We start from the raw sequence: 18,476 nt of genomic DNA, 5'->3' as shown, positions 1-18,476 counted from the left end.
CCGGAACCCACTCCTGCGCTGCCCCGGCCAGCGGCGGCAGGCCGCACGGGGCGCCAGGTTACCCGGGCCCATCCTCCGCGGGCGGGGGACCGGGCGTTGCTGCCGGGCCGGCGTCGGGCGCTGTCCCGTCCTTCCATCGCCCGGACCCCCGGGATCCTGTGGCGTCCATGGAGCGGCAGGCGCTGGAGGTGGCGCTCCAGCAGCCGGGACTGCTGGCCGGGGCGGTGTGGGACAGCTTCGCCGGGGCCAGGTTCGCCACCCCGGCGTTCCAGGCCGTCCACGACGCCATGCGCGCCACCGGGCCGGGCCTGGTGGTCGATCCCGTGCGCTGGGTGGAGCATGTGATGCACGAGGTCCCGGAGCCGCTGCGGCCGCTGGTGTCCGAACTGGCTGTGGTGCCGCTGCCCGCCAGCACCGAGGAAGCCGTGCAGAAGTACTGCCGCGACATTCTGTCCCGCCTGTTCGAGCTGCAGATCACCAGGATCAAGGCGGACAAGATGGGCCAGCTCCAGCGGCTGGACCCGGCCGCGGATCCGGAAACCTACCAGCGGCTCAACCGGGAACTGATGATCCTGGAAATGGAACGCCGGGCCCTGCGCGCAGACGCGTAACCGCGCCGGGAGGCGGGGCCCCTTCCGCCCGATTTCGTTTCCCGGGCAGGTGTTTGCTAGGCTAATACCCGCTTCATTCCTCCTTAGCTCAATTGGCAGAGCATTCGACTGTTAATCGAAGGGTTGCTGGTTCAAGTCCAGCAGGAGGAGCTTCCAATCCCCGTTCCGGCTTCCGGAACGGGGATTTTTGTCTTTCCGGACGGGCTGTTTTCCGGCGTTGCCGCAGGGGTCACAGACCCGTTTCCGGGCGCGAAACCGCCGATTTCACTTTCGCCGGAATTCCCTGCTAAGGTCGTACCTGCTTCATTCCTCCTTAGCTCAATTGGCAGAGCATTCGACTGTTAATCGAAGGGTTGCTGGTTCAAGTCCAGCAGGAGGAGCAAAACCAAAAAGTCCCTGCACCTCCACTGGAGGGGCAGGGACTTTTTGGGTATTCAGGCGCACGGTCCTCAAACAAAGTCCATTTCCACTTGCAGGAACCGCTCGGCCTCCGCGATGGCGGCCTCGAACGCTTCCTTCTCGGTCGGTGGCCGGCGCGGCTCCCGGGGATTCCATTCGTGCGGTGCCGAGTGGATCCGCACGAACCCCGTTTCCGGTGGCGCGTAGAAGATCCCGAAGCGCTGCACGGGCCACTCCGGCGAGGTTTCCGGGGCGACGAGCAGCGCGGCTTTGAATGCGGGGTTGTACCACTGGGCGATCGGCCTGCGGCGGTCCTCGGTGAAGAGTCCGGCGGCGTAAAGGGTGGCGGACTGCTGGCCGGTCTGTGCGCGCAACCGTTCCCACCACAATGGCAGGATTCCGGCATCGCACCGTTGCCATGTGGCCGGAAGCGGCGGTTGGTCCTGCCAGCTGGGCACGGACACATTTTATCGCGGGCAGGGCACTAAAAGGGGCAACAAGCGCCACCGCAATGGAACCGTTAGGGCTGGTCGCGCCTGTTCCAGGGCCCCGGGTTGACCCGGTACAACAGCGCCGCCCCGGCCACCGCGCCCAGGGCAATGCCCATGGCCGGGTTACCCAGCGCGCGGCCGGCAAAATAGCCCGCGACGGCGCCCAGCACCGCCCCAAGGAACAGGCCCCGTCTGTTGCGGTGCGGCCGGCGCCTTCCGTTCATGCCGCGGCCCCGCTCCGTGAACTGCCCCGCCCGGCGGAACTGAGCTGCTCCATCTGCCCGTCCGCCTAGTGGATCGACGGGACCGTGCGGGGGCGCACCACGAGCCACAGCGCAGCGATGGCCAGCAGGATGCAGGCGGCCTGGACAGCCCCCATGGGGGTGGCGCTGGTAATGCCCAGCCAGCCCACAACTGGCGAGATCAGGCCGGCCATCATGAAGGTGGCCGCGCCCAGCAGGGACGCGGCGGTGCCGGCCTGGGATGCGTGGCCGGCGAGGGCAAGGACCTGGACGCAGGGGAACATAAAGCCGGTACCCATGATGTAGAACCACAGCGGCACCATGACACCCCACAGGCCAAGCCCGAGCTGGTCGAACAGCACAATCAGCATGGCCATGACGAACAGCAACGCCGTGGCCCCGGCCAGGATCCACTGCGGCGGCACCCGCCTGATCAGCCGGGAACTGGTCTGGACCCCCGCCACGATGCCCAGCGAGTTGATGCCGAACAGGATGCCGTACTCCTGGGCCGAGAAGCCGAACACATCCTGGAACAGGAAGGGCGAAGCGGAAAGGTAGGTGAACAACCCGCCGAAGTTCAGTCCCGCCACCATCAGCAGGCCCACAAAGATCCGGTCGCTGAACAGCACCCGGTACCGCTGCCGGGCGGTCATGCCGCTTTGGCCCCGTTTCTCCGGCGGAAGGGTTTCACGGACCAGGAACAGGGCGGCAATGATGACCAGGGTGCCGTAGGAGGCCAGGAAGACGAAGATGCCCGGCCACTCCATGACCAGCAGCAGCTGCGAGCCGATCACCGGCGCGAGGATGGGCGCCAGGCCGTTGACCAGGCTCATGCGGGAGAACATCTTTACCATCGCGTATCCGGAGAAGAGGTCGCGCACCATGGCCATCGCCACCACGCCGCCGCCGGCCGCGCCCACCCCCATCAGGACCCGGAAAAGCCCGAGGGTGCTGATGTCCGTGGACAGGGCGGCGCCCAGCGACGCAGCGATGTGCAGGGCCGTGGCCAGGATCAGCGGATACCGGCGGCCGAACTTGTCGCTGAACGGGCCCACCACCAGCTGGCCGAACGCGAAGCCCACAGTGGTGCCCGCCAGGGTCAGCTGGACCTGGGCCTCGGTGACGCCCAGGCTCGACTCCAGCGCCGGAAACGCGGGCAGGTAGAGATCGATCGTAAAAGGCCCCAGCGCGGTCAGGGCACCAAGGAGGAGGATGTACAGAATCTTCCGGCGCCGGCTCAGCAAGTCGCCCGGATTGGAGGCAGTGGTCACGGATGTCAATCCTAGGCCCGGGCGCACGGATTTTTGCAGCGTTGTAGGCCGCGCCGTCCGGCAAGCCCCGAAGGCGGCCACCAGCCTGAATGGTAGTTTTGAGCCGGGGATTGTGCCGATGCGCATTTCCCGCAGCAAACGGAAGCCGGATCGACCAAAACCAGTAAGGCGGAACCGATGAGCGGACGTCACAGCGGGCGCACCAGCCCGGGATTGCGCATCACCGCGCTGCCGAGGACGCTGAAACTCCTTTTCCGGCTGGCCCCGCGCCAGCTGAACGACGAAATCGCCTTCGCCAAGATCGAGCTCAAGCGCAAGGGCATCCAGGTTGGAGTTGCCGCAGCGTTCTTCGCCGTAGCACTGGTCTTCCTCGTCTTTTTGGTGATCGGACTGATCGTCGCCGCGATCATGGGGCTGGCAACCATCATGCCCGCGTGGCTCGCCGCCCTGCTGGTGTCGGCAGCTTTCCTGCTCATCGCCCTCATCGGCGGACTGATCGGCCTCCGCAAGTTCAAGAAGGCCATGCCGCTGATCCCGGAGGAAACCATCCGGGGAATCCGGCACGACGTCGGCGTGGCCAGGGAAGGGTCCGCGTTCAACCCCGCCGTCCTGGACCCGGACAGCCCCGAGGCGAAGGCTGCCAAAGCGGCCAGGGACGAGGCGGCTGCCAAGGCGAAGGCGGACAAGGCTGCCAAGGCCGCAGAACACGAGAAGGAATTCCCGCACGCCTCCGAGCCCGAACTCGTCAGGCGCCTGCACCAGCGCCGCAACCACCTCACGGAGGTCCGGGACGAGCTCGGCACCGAACTGGACGTCAAGACCCAGGGCCGTTACCTGCTGACCGTCGCGCAGGCGAAAATGCGTGAAGGCCAGGCGCTCGCCCTCCGCGGCAAGGACATTGCCGGAGCCCGCCTGGCGGGCCTCTCCGGATCCACGCAAGGGCTGCAGAATCGCTGGAAGCCCCTCACGGCGCTGGCAGCTGCTGGCGCAGTCCTGTTAGTCCTGCTCCGCCGGCTGGTCCGCACCTTCTAGCCCGGCGCCCCCGCACAGGCGGGAGCAGGCCGGGCCACACGCCCGACATTTACAGCAGCGCCAACCCGGCGGCAGGAAGGAAAGGGGGACGGGTGAAGTTCATTGGTGCCGGCGCCCGCCCCGGCCGCCCCCAGGTGGACCATGACCTGGTGTTCACCATCCCCAACCTCCTCACCGTGGTGCGGTTCATGGGGGTCCCGCTCTTCATCTGGCTGGTCTTGGCACAGAAGGAATACGGCGCCGGGGTGGTTGTCCTCGCCGTCATGGCCGGCACCGACTGGATCGACGGTTATGTGGCCCGGCGCTTCGACCAGGCTTCCAAGCTGGGCAGGGTCCTTGATCCCATCGCCGACCGCCTGGCGCTCCTTGCCGTGGCCGTCACCCTGGTCATCGCCGGCGTCGTGCACTGGCTCTACCTGGCGGCACTCGTCATCCCCGACGCCGTCCTGCTGGTCCTCACGCTGTCCCTCTTCCGGGGCCACCCGGACCTGCCCGTCAGCGTGGTGGGCAAAGTCCGGACCGGCCTGTTGCTCCTGGGCACACCCATGCTGGTCCTCTCCCGGCTGGACACCGGGTTCTCCGATCTCCTGTTTGTTGCCGCCTGGGTCGTCCTCGGGCTGGGGCTGGCGGGCCACTGGATTGCCGCCTACAACTACTTCTGGGCCATCCTGCGCAAGGGCAGGATGCGCAGCGGACACGACGGCGGGACCGCCTGATGGTGTGGGTGGCCGTCGCGCTGGCAGTCCTCGGCGCCTTCTGCCTCGCCCTGGGTGCGCAGCGCCAGGGGAGCGCGGTGAAGGCCGACACGGGCGGGCTCGCGCTGAGCTCGAACGGATTCCTCCGGCTGCTCCGGAACCCGCGCTGGGTTTTTGGTCTCGTCCTGCTTGGTGCCGGCATGGCAATGAACGCCGTGGCGCTGGTTTCCGCGCCGCTGACGGTGATCCAGCCCATCGGCGCCATCGCACTGGTGATCACCACGATCGTCAACGCCCGCGACCAGGACCTGACCATTAACCGCGCCACCTGGGTGGCCATTGGCGCCTGCGTAACCGGCTCCGCACTCTTCGTCCTCCTCGCCGTTACGGTAACGCAGGAAAACCACCACGTCAGCCTCGGGGACGAACTGACCATCGTGCTGCTGCTGGCACTTGCCGTCGGCCTGTTCGGCTCGCTGGCAGTCATGTTCCGGCACCGGATGAACGCCTTCGTCTACATCCTCGGCGCCGGGGTCCTGTTCGGATTCGTCGCCGTCCTGACCCGCATCATCGGCAAGCACCTGCTGGACCCCAACGGGCTGTTCCTGCTCAACGTGCAGTGGTATTCCGTGGTGGCCATCATCGCCGCCGGCGGCCTGGGATCGTGGTTTGTCCAGAGTGCGTACTCCACAGGACCGCCCGACCTCGTCATCGCGGGCCTGACGGTCATCGACCCCATCGTTGGTATCGCGATCGGAATCGTCATCCTCGGCGAACTCCGGCCGGATGTGCACGCCGTGATGGCGATTGCCATGGGAACGGCCGCTTCCCTTGCTATCGTTGGGGTTATCGCCCTTTCCCGCCACCATCCCGAGGTCACCAAACGCAAGAAGGACGCTCGGAAGGCTGCGGGCAGGCCGTCGTACTAGCCCCTTCCGACCAGAGAACCAGCAATTACACGAAGCCGGGCGCACCGTGCCGGGCCGACCGTGCTGTCAGTCAACGCTGTCCGCACCGTGACCATCAGGAGTCCTCCACGTGACCACGCCCGCCGACCAGCCGCCACTGACCATCCTGATCGCCGCCGACACGTATCCGCCGCACGTCAACGGCGCAGCCCAGTTCGGCTACCGCCTCGCCAAAGGCATGACGGGCCGGGGGCACAACGTCCATGTGCTGGCCTGCAACAACACCAAGGGCAAGAGCTACACGGAGTTCCGCGAGGAAGCCACCGTCCACCGGCTCCGCTCGCACAGCGTGCCCACCCACGAGTACTTCCGCATCTGCTTCCCCTGGGAAATCAAGAAGGAAATCAGCCTGCTGTTCGACCGGGTCAAACCGGACGTGGTGCACATCCAAAGCCACTACATGATCGGCGAGCACGTCCTGTATGAGGCCGTGAAACGCGGAGTGCGGATCGTGGCTACCAACCACTTCATGCCGGAAAACCTCAACCCCTTCCTGCCGTTCCCGCAGTGGTTCAAGAACATCATCGGCCGGATCTCCTGGAAGGACATGGGCAAGGTGATGGGGCAGGCCGATGTTGTCACCACCCCGACGCCCCTGGCCGCCAAGGCCATGCACGAGCACGCGTTCCTGCGCAAGGTCCTGCCGCTCTCCAACGGCATCGACTCCGCCGCCTACGAACTGCAGCCCGGCGAGCAGATCGAGCCGCACGCCCACCCCACCGTCCTGTTCGCTGGAAGGCTGGCCGAGGAAAAGCACGTTGATGTCCTCATCCGGGCCATCGGCAAGACCCCGACCGAACTGAACGTCCATCTCGAGATCGTGGGTGGCGGCGAGGTGCGCGGCTCGCTCGAGGAGCTTGTTGAACGGCTCGGCCTGGCCGGCAGGGTCAAGTTCCTCGGCCTCGCCAGCGATGAGGACCTGCGGAAGGCCTACATCCGCGCGGACCTCTTCTGCATGCCCGGCACCGCCGAGCTCCAGTCCCTGGTGACCCTGGAGGCCATGTCCGCGTCCACTCCGGTTGTGCTTGCCGACGCCATGGCGCTGCCGCACCTGGTCCGCGATGGCGAAAACGGCTACCTCTTCACGCCGAACGACAGCGACGATCTCGCCAAGAAGATCACCCAGATCCTTGAACTGCCGGCAGGCCAGCGGAAGGCGATGGGGCAGGCAAGCCGGTCGATGGTGGAGCCCCACAGCATCCAGGGCACCCTGCAGACCTTCGAGGACCTGTACCGCGGCGCCCGCTTCGAGGACAAAGTGGTCTAGAGCCCCGTCGCGGGTTTGCTAGAGTGATTTTGCCCTGCCGCTGCGCCCTGCGTGGAAGGCCCCGGGCAATGGGGGGCTATAGCTCAGCTGGTTAGAGCGCGGGACTCATAATCCTAAGGTCCTCGGTTCAAGTCCGAGTAGCCCTACTTCACAAAAGCCGCGGCCGACATCACGTCGGCCGCGGCTTTCCTTTGTTAAGCGTCCCGGCTGCGGTATGTTACTGACCAGTAACTTAACCGCCCTCCCCGCTTGGGGGATGGGCCGGCCGCTGAACACCAGGAGGTAACCATGTCCACCACTGCCGACCCCGGCCTTCCCTACGCCGACGGCGACTTCTACGCCTTCGAACAGCTGCTGTCCGCCAAGGAACAGGACCGGCTGGCTGAAATCCGGGAGTTCCTGGCGCGTGAAGTCCGGCCCATCGCCGTGGACTGCTGGAACCGCGGCGAGTTTCCGATGGACCTGATTCCCAAGCTGGCCGACGTCGACCTGGTCAGCCCGGTCCGGCGGCAGGGGCACTCCAACCTCTTCGCAGGCATTGTCCACGCCGAGGTGACCAGGGCCGACGCCTCGATCGCAACGTTCATGGGCGTCCATGACGGGCTGTTCACCGGATCGATCGAAGCCCTGGCGTCGCAGGAGCAAAAGGACGCATGGCTCCCCGACATCTACGCCCTGAAGAAGATCGGCGCGTTCGGACTCACCGAGCCGCTGGGTGGCAGCGACGTGGCCGGCGGTACCCGCACCACGGCACGCAGGGACGACGGCCAGTGGATCCTCAACGGGGCCAAGCGCTGGATCGGCAACGCGACTTTCTCGGACTGGGTGGTCATCTATGCCCGCGACGAAGAGGACAACCAGGTCAAGGGATTCCTGGTCGATACCACGCTCCCGGGATTCAGCACAACGAAAATAGAGAACAAAATCTCCCTGCGCACTGTGCAGAACGCCGACATCACACTGGACAACGTGGTGGTGCCCGCCTTCTTCAAACTGGAGCACGCCAACAGCTTCCGGGACGTGAACAAGGTCCTCAAGGTCACCCGCCTCGCCGTCGCCTGGCAGGCCGTCGGCCAGCAGCTGGCAGCCTTCGATGTGGCCCGCCGCTATGCCGTGGAACGGCACCAGTTCGGCCGCCCGCTCGCTTCCTTCCAGCTGGTCCAGGACCAGTTGGTCCGGATCCTGGGAAACGCGGTCAGTTCAATGGGCATGATGGTGCGGCTCGCCCAGCTTGAGGATGCCGGCGCCGCCCGGGATGAGCAGTCGGCCCTGGCGAAGGCCTTCACGACCGGCCGGATGCGGGACAGCGTGGCGCTGGGCCGCAACATCCTGGGCGGCAACGGGATCGTCACCGACTTCGAGATGGCCAAGATCTTCGCCGACGCCGAAGCCATCTATTCCTACGAAGGCACGGCCGAGATCAATACCCTGGTGGCGGGCCGTGCCATCACCGGGATCTCCGCCATCGTCTGATCGAATGCTTTTTGGGGTGGCCCGCCCAGCGGCAGCAGGACGGAGGGCCGCAGGTCCATGACGAACTGCAGGGGATTGATGTAGTCCTCGCCGCGGCGGACGCCCCAATGGAGGCAGGGGACCGGGCAATGACCCGGGAGGGCCGTGCCGATCACCTGCCCGGCCGCCACAACTTCGCCTACCGCCAGGGTGCTGTCCACCGGTTCGAAACTGCTCCGCAGCCCGCCGCCGTGGTCGATCGTGATTACCGGCCGGTCCACCACCACGCCGGCGAAGCTCACGGTTCCTGCCGCAGGGGACATCACCGCGGACCCGTCGGACGGCGCCGCCAGGTCGACGCCCCGGTGCCCGCTCAGCCACGGCTTTGGCGGGGGATCGAAGGGGCGCAGCACGCGTGGGCGGGGAACAAGCGGCCACTCCCAGTCGGGTGCGGCGACGCCATTGATGGCGGCGGGGGCCGCCGACATAACCATCCCGGCGGCTGCGGCACTGGACGCAGGACTGGACGCACCGGGCGCAGCACTGGGCACAGCACTGGGCGCGGGACGGTACGCCAAAGGTTGCGGAACGGACGCCACCGAGGCCGGAAGCAGCAGGAAGGCGGCAAGGAGGACCGGGGGTTTCATCTGCCCAGCCTGCTCCCTGCAAAACGCCGCCGTCAGGAGCGGGTGGCGGTATGTGGAAAAGTCCCGCCCGCGCCGGGCGGGGTTTGCGCACGCTGCCTCCACGCGGTGGCCGCACGGAGTGCCGCCTGTAGTACACTTGGTGGAGCAGTTTGCTGCGCCCTCAACGCATCCCGTCCCGGAAGTCCACCTTTTCGGTGTTCCTGCCTGTCCGGATTGCGTCGGCACAACTCATTCAGGAGTGTGGGGGAGCGGCGGGCTGACTACGCGCATCCAGCCCTTCAACGGTAAAGCCCCGGCCACGCCGATGGAGGATCGCGCCTCCTGCGGTCCGTGCAACAGCACGGATGGGAAACGCGATGGATGCCAGGAGCAAGGCCCGGCCCGGGCCGCGCTAATCAACCGTCAACTATTGGCAGGGTAAGAAGCCTTCGGGTTTTCTCATGAATGACCTGCCGGAAGGAGCGTCGGCATGCCCGTCGTAACCATGCGCCAGCTGCTTGACAGCGGCGTCCACTTTGGACACCAGACCCGCCGTTGGAACCCGAAGATGAAGCGCTTCATCTTCACCGAGCGCAACGGCATCTACATCATCGACCTGCAGCAGTCGCTGTCCTACATCGACCGCGCCTACGAGTTCGTCAAGGCCACTGTTGCCCACGGCGGCACCGTGCTCTTCGTCGGTACCAAGAAGCAGGCCCAGGAAGCAATTGCCGAGCAGGCAACCCGCGTTGGCCAGCCGTACGTCAACCAGCGGTGGCTCGGCGGTATGCTGACCAACTTCCAGACCGTCGCCAAGCGCATCCAGCGCATGAAGGAACTCGAAGAGATCGACTTCGACGACGTCGCCGGCTCCGCCTACACCAAGAAGGAGCTGCTGCTCCTCAAGCGCGAACTCACCAAGCTCGAGGCCAACCTCGGCGGTATCCGCAACCTGACCAAGGCTCCGTCCCTGCTCTGGGTTGTCGACACCAAGAAGGAACACCTCGCCGTTGACGAGGCCAAGAAGCTGAACATCCCGGTTGTTGCCATCCTGGACACCAACTGCGATCCGGACGAAGTCGACTTCCCGATCCCGGGCAACGACGACGCCATCCGCTCCGTGAACCTCCTGACCCGCGTTGTTGCCGACGCCGTTGCCGAGGGCCTCATCGCCCGCAACAACCGCGGCACGGGCGCCACCGAGGCTCCGGAAGAGCCCCTGGCCGAGTGGGAGCGCGAGCTCCTCGAGGGCAGCAAGGCCGAGGAAGCCGCTGCCGCTCCGGCCCAGGCTGAAGAGGCTCCGGCTGCTGCCGAGGCTTCCGCCGACGACGCCAAGTAAGACAACTAAATCCGGATTCTCCGCGCTGTCCGCAGCCGGAGCTGCTGACAGGATGGCCGCCCGCACGCGTGGGCAGCCGTCCTGTCGGTCCGTACACCACAACAAATTTCTAGACAGAGGGGTTCACATGGCGAACTACACTGCCGCGGACATCAAGGCCCTGCGCGAGCGCACCGGTGCCGGCATGATGGACGTCAAGAAGGCTCTTGACGAGGCCAACGGCGACGCCGAGAAGGCCATCGAAATCATCCGCATCAAGGGCCTCAAGGGCGCCACCAAGCGTGAAGGCCGCTCCACCGCCGAAGGCCTCGTTGCCGCCAAGGTCAGCAACGGCGTCGGCGTCATGATCGAAGTCAACTGCGAGACCGACTTCGTCGCCAAGGCCGACAAGTTCATCCAGCTGGCCGACAAGGTCCTGGCCGTCGCCGTCGAGTCCGGCGCTGCCGACCTCGAGACCCTGCTCGCCACCGAAGTCGACGGCAAGCCCCTCTCCGAGGTCGTCGTCGAAGAAGGCGCCGTGCTGGGCGAGAAGGTTGTTGTCCGCCGCATCTCCCGCGTTGAGGGTGCAACGGTTGACGCCTACCTGCACAAGACCTCCAAGGACCTCCCGGCCCAGGTCGGCGTCCTGTTCGCCGTTGACGGTGAAGGCGAAGCCGCTGCCACCGCCGCGCACGACGTTGCCGTGCACATCGCCGCCATGGCACCGAACTACCTGTCCCGCGAGGACGTTCCGGCCGAGCTCGTCGAGTCCGAGCGCCGCATCGCCGAAGAGACCGCCAAGGCCGAGGGCAAGCCCGAAGCCGCGCTCACCAAGATCGTGGAAGGCCGCGTAACCGGCTTCTACAAGGGTGAGGTCCTGGTCGACCAGGCATTTGCCAAGGACGCCAAGAAGTCCGTGGCACAGGTCCTCGAAGAGGCCGGTGTCAAGGGAACCGCGTTCACGCGTTTCCGCGTCGGCTCCTAGTCGAAACTGCAAGGGGTGGCCACTTCGGTGGCCGCCCCTTTTGCATGCGCGCAGCCTGGTTGCGCGCCGCCGCCGGTTCCGACCACCGGTCCGGCAGGATAACCTTTTTTCGAACGTCATCAACGGGAAGGCATCATGGAAGCCGTCAACACAATCCAGCCAGAGAAAAGCAGGCGCCGGGTCCTCCTGAAGCTTTCCGGTGAGGTCTTCGGCGGAGGGAAGCTGGGTGTCGACCCCGAAACCGTGCGCGACGTCGCCAAGCAAATCGCCGCAGCCGTGCCTGAGGTGGAGGTGGCCATCGTAGTGGGCGGCGGTAACTTCTTCCGCGGCGCCGAGCTTTCCCAGAGCGGCATGGACCGTTCCCGTGCCGACTACATGGGCATGCTGGGAACCGTCATGAACTGCCTGGCCCTGCAGGACTTCCTGGAGCAGGCCGGAGTGGAAACCAGGGTCCAGAGCGCCATCACCATGGGCCAGGTCGCCGAAGCCTACATCCCGCGCCGCGCCATCCGGCACATGGAAAAAGGCCGTGTGGTCATCTTTGGCGCCGGCGCCGGCCTGCCGTACTTCTCCACGGACACCGTGGCTGCCCAGCGCGCCCTCGAGGTGCACGCCGACGTCGTCCTGATGGCCAAGAGCGGCGTGGACGCCGTCTACACGGCAGATCCCAAGAAGGACCCTGCCGCTGAGCGCCTTGAAACCCTCAGCTACGACGACGCCCTCCGCCGCGACATCCGCGTCATGGACCAGACGGCCATGACCATGTGCAAGGACAACAACCTTTCCATGGTCGTCTTCGGCATGGAGGGTGAAGGCAACGTCACCCGCGCCATCCTTGGCGAGAAGCTCGGCACGCTGGTCACCGCCTAGCTCCGGCTAGGATGTTTTCAGGACAGTTCCGTCCCCGCCCCTGAGCGGGGACGGAAGCAGCAACACTGAACCATGCAGGTGCCCGGGCCCGGCGCCCGGCCCGCAGCAGAACCCGAGGAGAGACCGTGATCGAAGAAACCTTGCTCGAAGCCGAAGAGAAGATGGACAAGGCCGTCGAGGTAGCCAAGGAAGACTTCGCTTCCGTCCGCACCGGCCGCGCCAACCCCGGCCTCTACAACAAGGTCCTGGTGGACTACTACGGGTCACCGACGCCCCTGCAGCAGCTGGCCTCGTTCGCGATCCCGGACGCCCGCACCATCCTCATCACCCCGTTCGACAAGACGGCGCTGCGCGACATCGAGCGTGCCCTGAGCGACTCGGAAGTCGGGGCGAACCCGTCCAACGACGGCAACGTCATCCGGATCACCATCCCGGAACTGACCAAGGAACGCCGCAAGGAATACGTCAAGATCGTCAAGACCAAAGGCGAGGACGCCAAGGTGTCCATCCGCAACATCCGCCGCAAGGCCAAGGAAACCCTCGACCGGCTGGTCAAGGACGGCGAGGCCGGCGAGGATGAAGGCACCCGCGCCGAGAAGGAACTGGACAACCTCACCAAGGCCCACGTGGACGGCATCGATGAGCTGCTGAAGCGCAAGGAAGCAGAGCTGCTCGAAGTCTGATGGGCCAGGCAGATCAGGCCCCCGCACCACGGGCGCGCACACGGGGGAAGCAGCCCAAAAGCAATCCGACGCCGAAGGCAGGACGAAACCTGCCTGCCGCCGTCGTTGTGGGCCTGGCGATGCTGTTCGCGGTGCTGGGCGGCCTCCTGTTCCTCCCGCTCGGCTTCGTGGCCGTTACCACCGCCTTTGCCGTCTTCGGCGTCTGGGAAATCTTCCGGGCGCTGGAAGCCAACGGAACCAGGATGCCCATCGTTCCGGTCATGACCGGAACGGTGGCCATGCCCTTCGTGGCCTACCTGGGCGGCATCGAAAGCCTGCTGTTTGCCATGCTGGCCAGCTCCGTGGCGGTGCTCCTGTGGCGCTCCATCGAAAGCGCGGCAGGCTCGGCCAACAGCATCTTCGCCGGTGTCTTCACGCTGGGCTGGGTGCCGTTCTTCATCAGCTTCGCAGCCCTTCCGCTGCACGCCACCGAGGGGGCGTCCCCGCTGGGGCTCTGGCCGGACGGGACTATCCCGGAAGGCGCCTGGCAGGTGGCGGTGATGCTGCTGCTGGTGGTCTCCAACGACACTTTCGGCTACCTCGTGGGCGCTTCCCTGGGCAAGCACCCCATGGCCCCGAAAATCAGCCCCAAGAAGTCCTGGGAAGGTTTCGCCGGCTCCGTGGGCGGGGCGGTCCTGATCGGGATCCTCGCCTGCCTGTTCATTTTGGACAAACCCTGGTGGGTGGGCGTTGTCCTGGCCGTGGGCACCGTGGCGGCCTCCACGGCCGGTGATCTCGCCGAATCCATGGTCAAGCGCGAACTGGGCGTGAAGGACATGAGCAGCATCCTGCCCGGCCACGGCGGAGTCATGGACAGGCTCGACTCCATCGTCTTCGCCTCCCCGGTGGTTTTCGTCCTGTACGGACTGGTCGCCGGAGCCTGACATCCACCCCCGGTGCAATCCCGAACAAACCTGGGCGGCGCCGAATAAACTGGTGCGGCGCCAAATAAACCCGAGACAGCGCTACGGCTGAAGAGCATCTAAAGGAATCACAGTGGCATTGGACATTCATCGGCAGATCCCTCCGTCCTTTGAGCGCGTGCACCGCAGCGAGTACGGCTACAACGCCCGGCAGGTGGACCAGTTCCTGCAGCGGGCCCGCGTCTCGCTGGAAACCCCTGAGGCCGCGCAGCATCCCGTCACCAGTGCAGACGTCCGCGCCGTGTCCTTCGATCCCGTCAAGGGCGGATACTCGGCGGCCGTGGTGGACGCGGCGCTGGACCGGCTGGAGGACGCGTTCGCACGCAGGGAACGGGACGACCTGATCGCCGCGCAGGGCGAGGACGCCTGGCTGCGCGAAATCGGCAAGCTCTCCGGCATCCTCCGCGGCCGGCTGCACCGCCCCGACGGCGGACGCTTCCGGCGGCCCGCCAAGAAGAAGGCACGCAGCTACAACACAGCCGACGTCGACAGGCTGTGCCGGGAACTGGTGGCGTACCTGGAACAGGACAAGCCCCTGAGCGTGGACAGTGTCCGCCGGGCCGTGTTCCGTCCGGCGGTGGGCCGGGACGGCTACGAGGAGGCGCAGGTGGACGCGTTCCTGGACCGGGTTGTCGAACTGATGGCGGCCATCGACTGAGATCTGCGTCTGAAAGCCGTCCCGCTCACGCTGCCCGGCTAATGTGCACCCGTCAGCGCTCCGTGGCCAACGGCCGTTCCGGGGTATGCAGCCTGGTCATGACGCGTGCCATGGTGGCCGGGACGCGCCCCGCCGTGGCACGGGACACCACCACCATCACCGCGAAGGCCGTCGGCACGCTCCACGCGGCAGGCTGCGCCAGCCAGGCCGGTGTGCTCGCCGCCCCGGCCAGGGCCGCGGTGATCATGGCCCCGCCGCACAGCAGGCCTCCCGTCACCATCCCGGCGATGGCGCCGGCGTCGGTCAGGCCCCGCCACCAGATGCCAAGCAGCAGGACCGGGCAGACCGTGGATGCGGTGAAGGCGAACACCAGGCCAACGCTGCCGGCGAGGGCGAACGAGTCGGTCATGAAGGCAAAGCCAAGAGGCACGACGGCGGAAATCACCGCGGCGAGGCGGAACCCGCCAACGCCGGCGCCGAGCACGTCCTGGCTGACAACGCCGGCCAGGGAGACCACCAGCCCGGACGTGGTGGAAAGGAATGCGGCGAACGCCCCCGCCACCACCAGTGCGGAGAGCAGCTCACCGGCTGTGCCGCCCACAAGTTTTCCCGGCAGGAGCAGCACCATCGCGTCGGCCTGGCCGGAGCGGGCCAGGTCCGGGGCGAACGTGCGCCCCACCAGGCCGTACGCGGTGGGGAAGAGGTAGAAGACGGACAGCAGGCCAAGGACGATCAGGGTGGTTCGGCGGGCGGACTGACCGTCCGGGTTGGTGTAGAAGCGCACCAGCACGTGCGGGAGTCCCAGCGTTCCGAACAGCAGCGCCACCAGCAGCGACACGTTCTGGTACAGCCCGGCCGGCGGCACGCCGGTGGGATTAGCGGCCGGCGGGGCCAGGGCAGGCGTTCCGTTGCCTGCCAGCAGGAACATGATGAACAGGATGGGCACCGCCAGCGCGGTCAGCTTCAGCCAGTACTGGAAAGCCTGGACGAAAGTAATGGAGCGCATCCCGCCCGCCACCACCGTCAGGCAGACCACAACCACCACCGCTACCGACCCCACCCAGGACGGCAGGCCGGTGGTGATCCGGATGGTCAGTGCCGCACCCTGGAGCTGCGGCACGATGTAGAGCCAGCCGACGATCACCACCACAAGGCTGGTCACTTTCCGGACGGGCAGCGAATCCAGCCGGGCCTCCGTGAAGTCCGGAATCGTGTACGCCCCCGAACGCCGAAGCGGTGCCGCGACGAACAACAGCAGCATGAGGTACCCGGCCGTATACCCGACCGGAAACCAGAGGGCATCAGTGCCGGACAGGAGGATCAGGCCGGCCACGCCCAGGAAGCTGGCGGCCGACAGATACTCACCGCCGATCGCCGACGCGTTCCACCACGGCCGCACTGTCCGCGACGCCACGTAGAAATCACCGGTGGTACGGGAGATCCGCAGGCCGTAGAACCCAATGACGGCTGTGGCCACCGAGACGACGGCCAGGGCGGCGATGGCGACGCCGGGGTTCACGGCCTGCCTTCCCGTCCCCGGCTGCTGGAAGACCCAGCCGCGGCGCGCCTCACTGGTCGCCGGCGAGGTCGCGGTAGCGGGCCTCGTTGCGGGCCGCTGTCCGGTTATACAGCCAGGCGGACAGGCCGATCACCGGGTATATGCCGGCGCCCAGCAGGACCCAGCCGAACGGGACGCCCGCGAGGCGCGTTTCGGCCAGGCCCGGGACGACCGCCAGGAGCAGGGGAAACGCCGCAAGGATGACCAGGAAACCGCCTGCCACCACCAGGGCCAGCCGCAGCTGCGACCTGATGAGGGAACGGACAAACACCTGGCCCACATCCGAGTCCGGCGGCGTCTCCCGGCCTTCGAGCGCCGGACGGGCCGCCGTGGCCGGGGCGGTCACCCGCACCCGGGTCATGAGGTTGGCCTGATGCGGGTGGATTCCAGCTTCTCCCGCACGGTGGGCAGGTGGCGCCTGCTGATGGGGAGGCTGGCGCCTGCCACGGTGACGCACGGGCCATCCGCTGCCAGTTTCATGGACGTGACGTGCTTGAGCGCCACCAGGTAGGACCGGTGGGTGCGGATGAATCCGGCGTCGGCCCACTGCTGCTCGAGGTCAGCCAGCGGCACCCGGATCAGGTAGCTGGCGTCGGCTGTGTGCAGCCGGGCGTAGTCTCCCTGCGCCTGGACGTAAGTGACGTCGTCGCGCCGGATCATCCTGGTGGTGCCGCCCTGGTCCACGGTGATCATCTCCAGTGCGGTGCCGCCGTCGCGCAGTTCACTGATGCGGCCCACCGATCTGGCCAGCCGCTCGGCCCTGACGGGCTTCAGGAGGTAGTCGACGGCCGCCAGTTCAAAGGCCGCCAGGGCGTGCTCCTCGTCAGCGGTGACAAAGACCACCGCAGGAGGATGGCTGCTGGTGGAAATGGCACGGGCGATGTCCAGCCCCGACACGGCGGGCATGTGGATGTCGAGGAACACCGCATCCACGGTTCCGGTGGACAGCGCGCGCAGGGCTTCGGTGCCGGAGGTCGCGCGCAGGACCTTGCCGATGCGGCCGTCCCGGCCCAGCAGGAACGCGAGTTCCTCCACGGCCGGCAGCTCATCGTCAACGACGAGGACGTTAATCATCCTCCAAGGGTAGCTTTCCACCGGCCCGCTTTTGCCGGAACCCGAAGCTGCCGGGCCGGTTGGTTACGCATCATGGCCGGGCTGGGACTTGGGAACCCGCATGGTGATCAGCGTCCCCTCGCCGGGGGCCGTTTCGATGACCAGGCCGTGGTCGTTGCCGTAGACCTGGCGGAGCCGGGCATCGACGTTCCGCAGCCCCACGTGCAGGCCGTCCGTGTGGCCGGCGAGCATCGACTGGAGCAGTGCGGGGTCCATGCCCACGCCGTCGTCCTCGATGGTGACCTCCGCGAAAGCCCCGGCGTCCTCCGCGGTGATGCTGATGTGGCCCGGGCCTTCCTTGGCTTCCAGCCCGTGCCGCACCGCGTTCTCCACCAGCGGCTGCAGGCTCAGGAATGGGATCACGGTGCCGAGGACCTCCGGCGCGACCCGCAGGCTGACCTGGACGCGGTCGCCAAACCGGGCCCGCTCCAGCAGCAGGTAACGGTCGATGCAGCGCAGTTCCTCGGCCAGCGTGGTGAAGTCCCCGTGCCGGCGGAAGGAGTACCGGGTGAAGTCCGCGAACTCCACCACCAGCTCACGCGCCCGCTGCGGGTCCGTGTTGATGAAGGAGGCGATGGCGTTGAGCGAGTTGTAGATGAAATGCGGGCTGATCTGGGCCCGCAGCGCGCGGACTTCCGCTTCCATCAGCAGCGTCCGCGATGCGTCCAGCTCTGCAAGCTCCACCTGTGCGGCGACCCAGTCCGCCACCTCCCCGGTGGCCCGCACCAGGCCCGCCCCCACGGACGGGGCGAACGCGGCAACGACCCCCGCCACCCTGGTGCCTGCCCGTACGGGCGCGATCACCGCCGCGAGGCCGCCCCCGGTGCCGTCCGGACCGGCGGGCAGCACGGCCGTACGGCCTGCCAGGACACTTTCGGCGAGCTCCATGAGGCGGGGCTTCAGCTCCTCCCCGGAACCATCCCACGCGAGCACGCCGGAGGTGTCCGTGATGGCCAGCGCATCACAGCCCAGCAGGGTGCGCAGCTGCCGGCTGGCTTTGGCCGCCCCCGCAGGGTTGAGCCCGCGGCGCAGGTGCTGGCCGGCCTGGGACGCCGCGTGGAGCGTGTGGTAGGTGGCGCGTTCGGCGTCCGTGCCCAGGTCCCGGAAGGAGCGCAGCACCTTCAGGCCAACGCCGGCGACGACGGCGATGGCCATGGCGATCACGGCCACGGCCGCAGCGGTCAGGAGGGGGGAGTCCGGCATGCTGCCAAGCGTAGCCGCTCGCCGCAGCATCCCGACCGTTGAGCGACCACGGGTGCCGTTCGACTGGAATGA

The 18,476-nt window shown here is 66.9% G+C and carries 19 protein-coding genes, 3 tRNA genes and 1 pseudogene; 15 read left to right on the top strand and 8 right to left on the bottom strand.

Translation table 11 applies throughout. The features are described from left to right. The 3 genes and pseudogenes from ACYQ1Z_RS13490 to ACYQ1Z_RS13480 all read left to right on the top strand — a co-directional run. A pseudogene (locus tag ACYQ1Z_RS13490) lies at positions 1 to 611 on the top strand (DNA primase); the annotation flags it as partial. 77 nt (positions 612 to 688) lie between these two features. After that, a tRNA-Asn gene (locus ACYQ1Z_RS13485) sits at positions 689 to 761 on the top strand. Positions 762 to 918: 157 nt separating this feature from the next. Then, positions 919 to 991: transfer RNA gene (locus tag ACYQ1Z_RS13480), tRNA-Asn, on the top strand. A 69-nt stretch (positions 992 to 1,060) separates the two neighbouring features. Here ACYQ1Z_RS13480 and ACYQ1Z_RS13475 read toward each other — a convergent pair. The 3 genes from ACYQ1Z_RS13475 to ACYQ1Z_RS13465 all read right to left on the bottom strand — a co-directional run bounded on the left by ACYQ1Z_RS13475 (position 1,061) and on the right by ACYQ1Z_RS13465 (position 3,014). Then, positions 1,061 to 1,468: a hypothetical protein gene (locus tag ACYQ1Z_RS13475; protein ID WP_459793039.1), complete on the bottom strand. Its 408-nt coding sequence runs from the start codon at positions 1,466 to 1,468 to the stop codon at positions 1,061 to 1,063. Positions 1,469 to 1,530: 62 nt separating this feature from the next. After that, complete coding sequence (locus ACYQ1Z_RS13470) at positions 1,531 to 1,725, bottom strand: hypothetical protein (RefSeq protein ID WP_459793038.1); 195 nt, start codon at positions 1,723 to 1,725, stop codon at positions 1,531 to 1,533. Between the two features lie 65 nt (positions 1,726 to 1,790). Further along, on the bottom strand, positions 1,791 to 3,014 hold the full coding sequence (locus ACYQ1Z_RS13465; protein ID WP_459793037.1) for a multidrug effflux MFS transporter: 1,224 nt from the start codon (positions 3,012 to 3,014) through the stop codon (positions 1,791 to 1,793). Between the two features lie 177 nt (positions 3,015 to 3,191). Between ACYQ1Z_RS13465 and ACYQ1Z_RS13460 the strand changes: the two genes are divergently transcribed. The 6 genes from ACYQ1Z_RS13460 to ACYQ1Z_RS13435 all read left to right on the top strand — a co-directional run bounded on the left by ACYQ1Z_RS13460 (position 3,192) and on the right by ACYQ1Z_RS13435 (position 8,449). Next, the gene (locus tag ACYQ1Z_RS13460; RefSeq protein ID WP_459793036.1) at positions 3,192 to 4,046 is read left to right on the top strand and encodes a phage holin family protein; all 855 of its coding nucleotides are present in this window, start codon (positions 3,192 to 3,194) and stop codon (positions 4,044 to 4,046) included. A 92-nt stretch (positions 4,047 to 4,138) separates the two neighbouring features. Beyond that, positions 4,139 to 4,762, top strand: coding sequence for a CDP-alcohol phosphatidyltransferase family protein (locus ACYQ1Z_RS13455; RefSeq protein ID WP_459793035.1), 624 nt, complete (start codon positions 4,139 to 4,141; stop codon positions 4,760 to 4,762). Further along, positions 4,762 to 5,670 (top strand): DMT family transporter, encoded by a 909-nt coding sequence (locus ACYQ1Z_RS13450; RefSeq protein WP_459793034.1) that lies wholly within the window; start codon positions 4,762 to 4,764, stop codon positions 5,668 to 5,670. Before ACYQ1Z_RS13455 ends, ACYQ1Z_RS13450 begins: the two co-directional genes overlap by 1 nt. 109 nt (positions 5,671 to 5,779) lie before the next feature. Then, positions 5,780 to 6,976: a glycosyltransferase gene (locus ACYQ1Z_RS13445; protein ID WP_459793033.1), complete on the top strand. Its 1,197-nt coding sequence runs from the start codon at positions 5,780 to 5,782 to the stop codon at positions 6,974 to 6,976. A gap of 72 nt (positions 6,977 to 7,048) precedes the next feature. After that, positions 7,049 to 7,122, top strand: a tRNA-Ile gene (locus ACYQ1Z_RS13440). A 142-nt stretch (positions 7,123 to 7,264) separates the two neighbouring features. Further along, a complete protein-coding gene (locus ACYQ1Z_RS13435; RefSeq protein ID WP_459793032.1) occupies positions 7,265 to 8,449 on the top strand; it encodes an acyl-CoA dehydrogenase family protein in 1,185 nt (394 codons plus the stop codon). Here ACYQ1Z_RS13435 and ACYQ1Z_RS13430 read toward each other — a convergent pair. After that, the gene (locus ACYQ1Z_RS13430; RefSeq protein WP_459793031.1) at positions 8,377 to 9,075 is read right to left on the bottom strand and encodes a M23 family metallopeptidase; all 699 of its coding nucleotides are present in this window, start codon (positions 9,073 to 9,075) and stop codon (positions 8,377 to 8,379) included. The two genes, ACYQ1Z_RS13435 and ACYQ1Z_RS13430, sit on opposite strands and share 73 nt — an antisense overlap. A gap of 469 nt (positions 9,076 to 9,544) precedes the next feature. On the opposite strand from ACYQ1Z_RS13430, the gene rpsB reads away from it, so the two are divergent. The 6 genes from rpsB to ACYQ1Z_RS13400 all read left to right on the top strand — a co-directional run bounded on the left by rpsB (position 9,545) and on the right by ACYQ1Z_RS13400 (position 14,530). Next, on the top strand, positions 9,545 to 10,393 hold the full coding sequence (gene rpsB, locus ACYQ1Z_RS13425; RefSeq protein WP_459793030.1) for a 30S ribosomal protein S2: 849 nt from the start codon (positions 9,545 to 9,547) through the stop codon (positions 10,391 to 10,393). Between the two features lie 127 nt (positions 10,394 to 10,520). Next, positions 10,521 to 11,357 carry a translation elongation factor Ts gene (gene tsf, locus ACYQ1Z_RS13420; RefSeq protein WP_459793029.1) on the top strand — a complete coding sequence of 279 codons (837 nt, stop codon included), beginning with the start codon at positions 10,521 to 10,523 and terminating at the stop codon, positions 11,355 to 11,357. 135 nt (positions 11,358 to 11,492) lie between these two features. Continuing rightward, positions 11,493 to 12,227 carry a UMP kinase gene (gene pyrH / locus ACYQ1Z_RS13415; protein WP_459793028.1) on the top strand — a complete coding sequence of 245 codons (735 nt, stop codon included), beginning with the start codon at positions 11,493 to 11,495 and terminating at the stop codon, positions 12,225 to 12,227. Between the two features lie 125 nt (positions 12,228 to 12,352). Continuing rightward, positions 12,353 to 12,910: a ribosome recycling factor gene (gene frr, locus ACYQ1Z_RS13410; protein WP_459793027.1), complete on the top strand. Its 558-nt coding sequence runs from the start codon at positions 12,353 to 12,355 to the stop codon at positions 12,908 to 12,910. After that, positions 12,910 to 13,833: a phosphatidate cytidylyltransferase gene (locus ACYQ1Z_RS13405; RefSeq protein ID WP_459793026.1), complete on the top strand. Its 924-nt coding sequence runs from the start codon at positions 12,910 to 12,912 to the stop codon at positions 13,831 to 13,833. Before frr ends, ACYQ1Z_RS13405 begins: the two co-directional genes overlap by 1 nt. A gap of 112 nt (positions 13,834 to 13,945) precedes the next feature. Continuing rightward, the gene (locus tag ACYQ1Z_RS13400) at positions 13,946 to 14,530 is read left to right on the top strand and encodes a DivIVA domain-containing protein (protein ID WP_459793025.1); all 585 of its coding nucleotides are present in this window, start codon (positions 13,946 to 13,948) and stop codon (positions 14,528 to 14,530) included. A 52-nt stretch (positions 14,531 to 14,582) separates the two neighbouring features. On the opposite strand, the gene ACYQ1Z_RS13395 is transcribed toward ACYQ1Z_RS13400, so the two are convergent. The 4 genes from ACYQ1Z_RS13395 to ACYQ1Z_RS13380 all read right to left on the bottom strand — a co-directional run bounded on the left by ACYQ1Z_RS13395 (position 14,583) and on the right by ACYQ1Z_RS13380 (position 18,404). Then, on the bottom strand, positions 14,583 to 16,049 hold the full coding sequence (locus ACYQ1Z_RS13395; protein WP_459793024.1) for a sodium/solute symporter: 1,467 nt from the start codon (positions 16,047 to 16,049) through the stop codon (positions 14,583 to 14,585). Positions 16,050 to 16,098: 49 nt separating this feature from the next. Continuing rightward, entirely contained in the window at positions 16,099 to 16,449 is a 351-nt protein-coding gene (locus tag ACYQ1Z_RS13390) for a DUF485 domain-containing protein (protein ID WP_459793023.1), read from the bottom strand. Further along, entirely contained in the window at positions 16,446 to 17,162 is a 717-nt protein-coding gene (locus ACYQ1Z_RS13385) for a LytR/AlgR family response regulator transcription factor (RefSeq protein WP_459793022.1), read from the bottom strand. Before ACYQ1Z_RS13385 ends, ACYQ1Z_RS13390 begins: the two co-directional genes overlap by 4 nt. A gap of 63 nt (positions 17,163 to 17,225) precedes the next feature. Next, positions 17,226 to 18,404, bottom strand: a complete 1,179-nt coding sequence (locus ACYQ1Z_RS13380) for a sensor histidine kinase (RefSeq protein ID WP_459793021.1) — start codon at positions 18,402 to 18,404, stop codon at positions 17,226 to 17,228. Between the last annotated feature and the right edge of the window lie 72 nt (positions 18,405 to 18,476).

This window comes from Arthrobacter sp. AD-310 (assembly GCF_054656615.1).
The sequence above is the reverse complement of the archived record's forward strand: the minus strand, read 5'-3'. Positions and strand labels throughout refer to the sequence as shown.

Bases quoted from the DNA above. Each gene is read 5' to 3' on its own strand.
- ACYQ1Z_RS13380 (WP_459793021.1), bottom strand. From the start codon at position 18,404: ATGCCGGACTCCCCCCTCCTGACCGCTGCGGCCGTGGCCGTGATCGCC.
- ACYQ1Z_RS13470 (WP_459793038.1), bottom strand. From the start codon at position 1,725: ATGAACGGAAGGCGCCGGCCGCACCGCAACAGACGGGGCCTGTTCCTT.
- pyrH (WP_459793028.1), top strand. From the start codon at position 11,493: ATGGAAGCCGTCAACACAATCCAGCCAGAGAAAAGCAGGCGCCGGGTC.
- ACYQ1Z_RS13430 (WP_459793031.1), bottom strand. From the start codon at position 9,075: ATGAAACCCCCGGTCCTCCTTGCCGCCTTCCTGCTGCTTCCGGCCTCG.
- ACYQ1Z_RS13450 (WP_459793034.1), top strand. From the start codon at position 4,762: ATGGTGTGGGTGGCCGTCGCGCTGGCAGTCCTCGGCGCCTTCTGCCTC.
- rpsB (WP_459793030.1), top strand. From the start codon at position 9,545: ATGCCCGTCGTAACCATGCGCCAGCTGCTTGACAGCGGCGTCCACTTT.
- ACYQ1Z_RS13460 (WP_459793036.1), top strand. From the start codon at position 3,192: ATGAGCGGACGTCACAGCGGGCGCACCAGCCCGGGATTGCGCATCACC.
- tsf (WP_459793029.1), top strand. From the start codon at position 10,521: ATGGCGAACTACACTGCCGCGGACATCAAGGCCCTGCGCGAGCGCACC.
- ACYQ1Z_RS13385 (WP_459793022.1), bottom strand. From the start codon at position 17,162: ATGATTAACGTCCTCGTCGTTGACGATGAGCTGCCGGCCGTGGAGGAA.
- ACYQ1Z_RS13405 (WP_459793026.1), top strand. From the start codon at position 12,910: ATGGGCCAGGCAGATCAGGCCCCCGCACCACGGGCGCGCACACGGGGG.
- ACYQ1Z_RS13390 (WP_459793023.1), bottom strand. From the start codon at position 16,449: ATGACCCGGGTGCGGGTGACCGCCCCGGCCACGGCGGCCCGTCCGGCG.
- ACYQ1Z_RS13435 (WP_459793032.1), top strand. From the start codon at position 7,265: ATGTCCACCACTGCCGACCCCGGCCTTCCCTACGCCGACGGCGACTTC.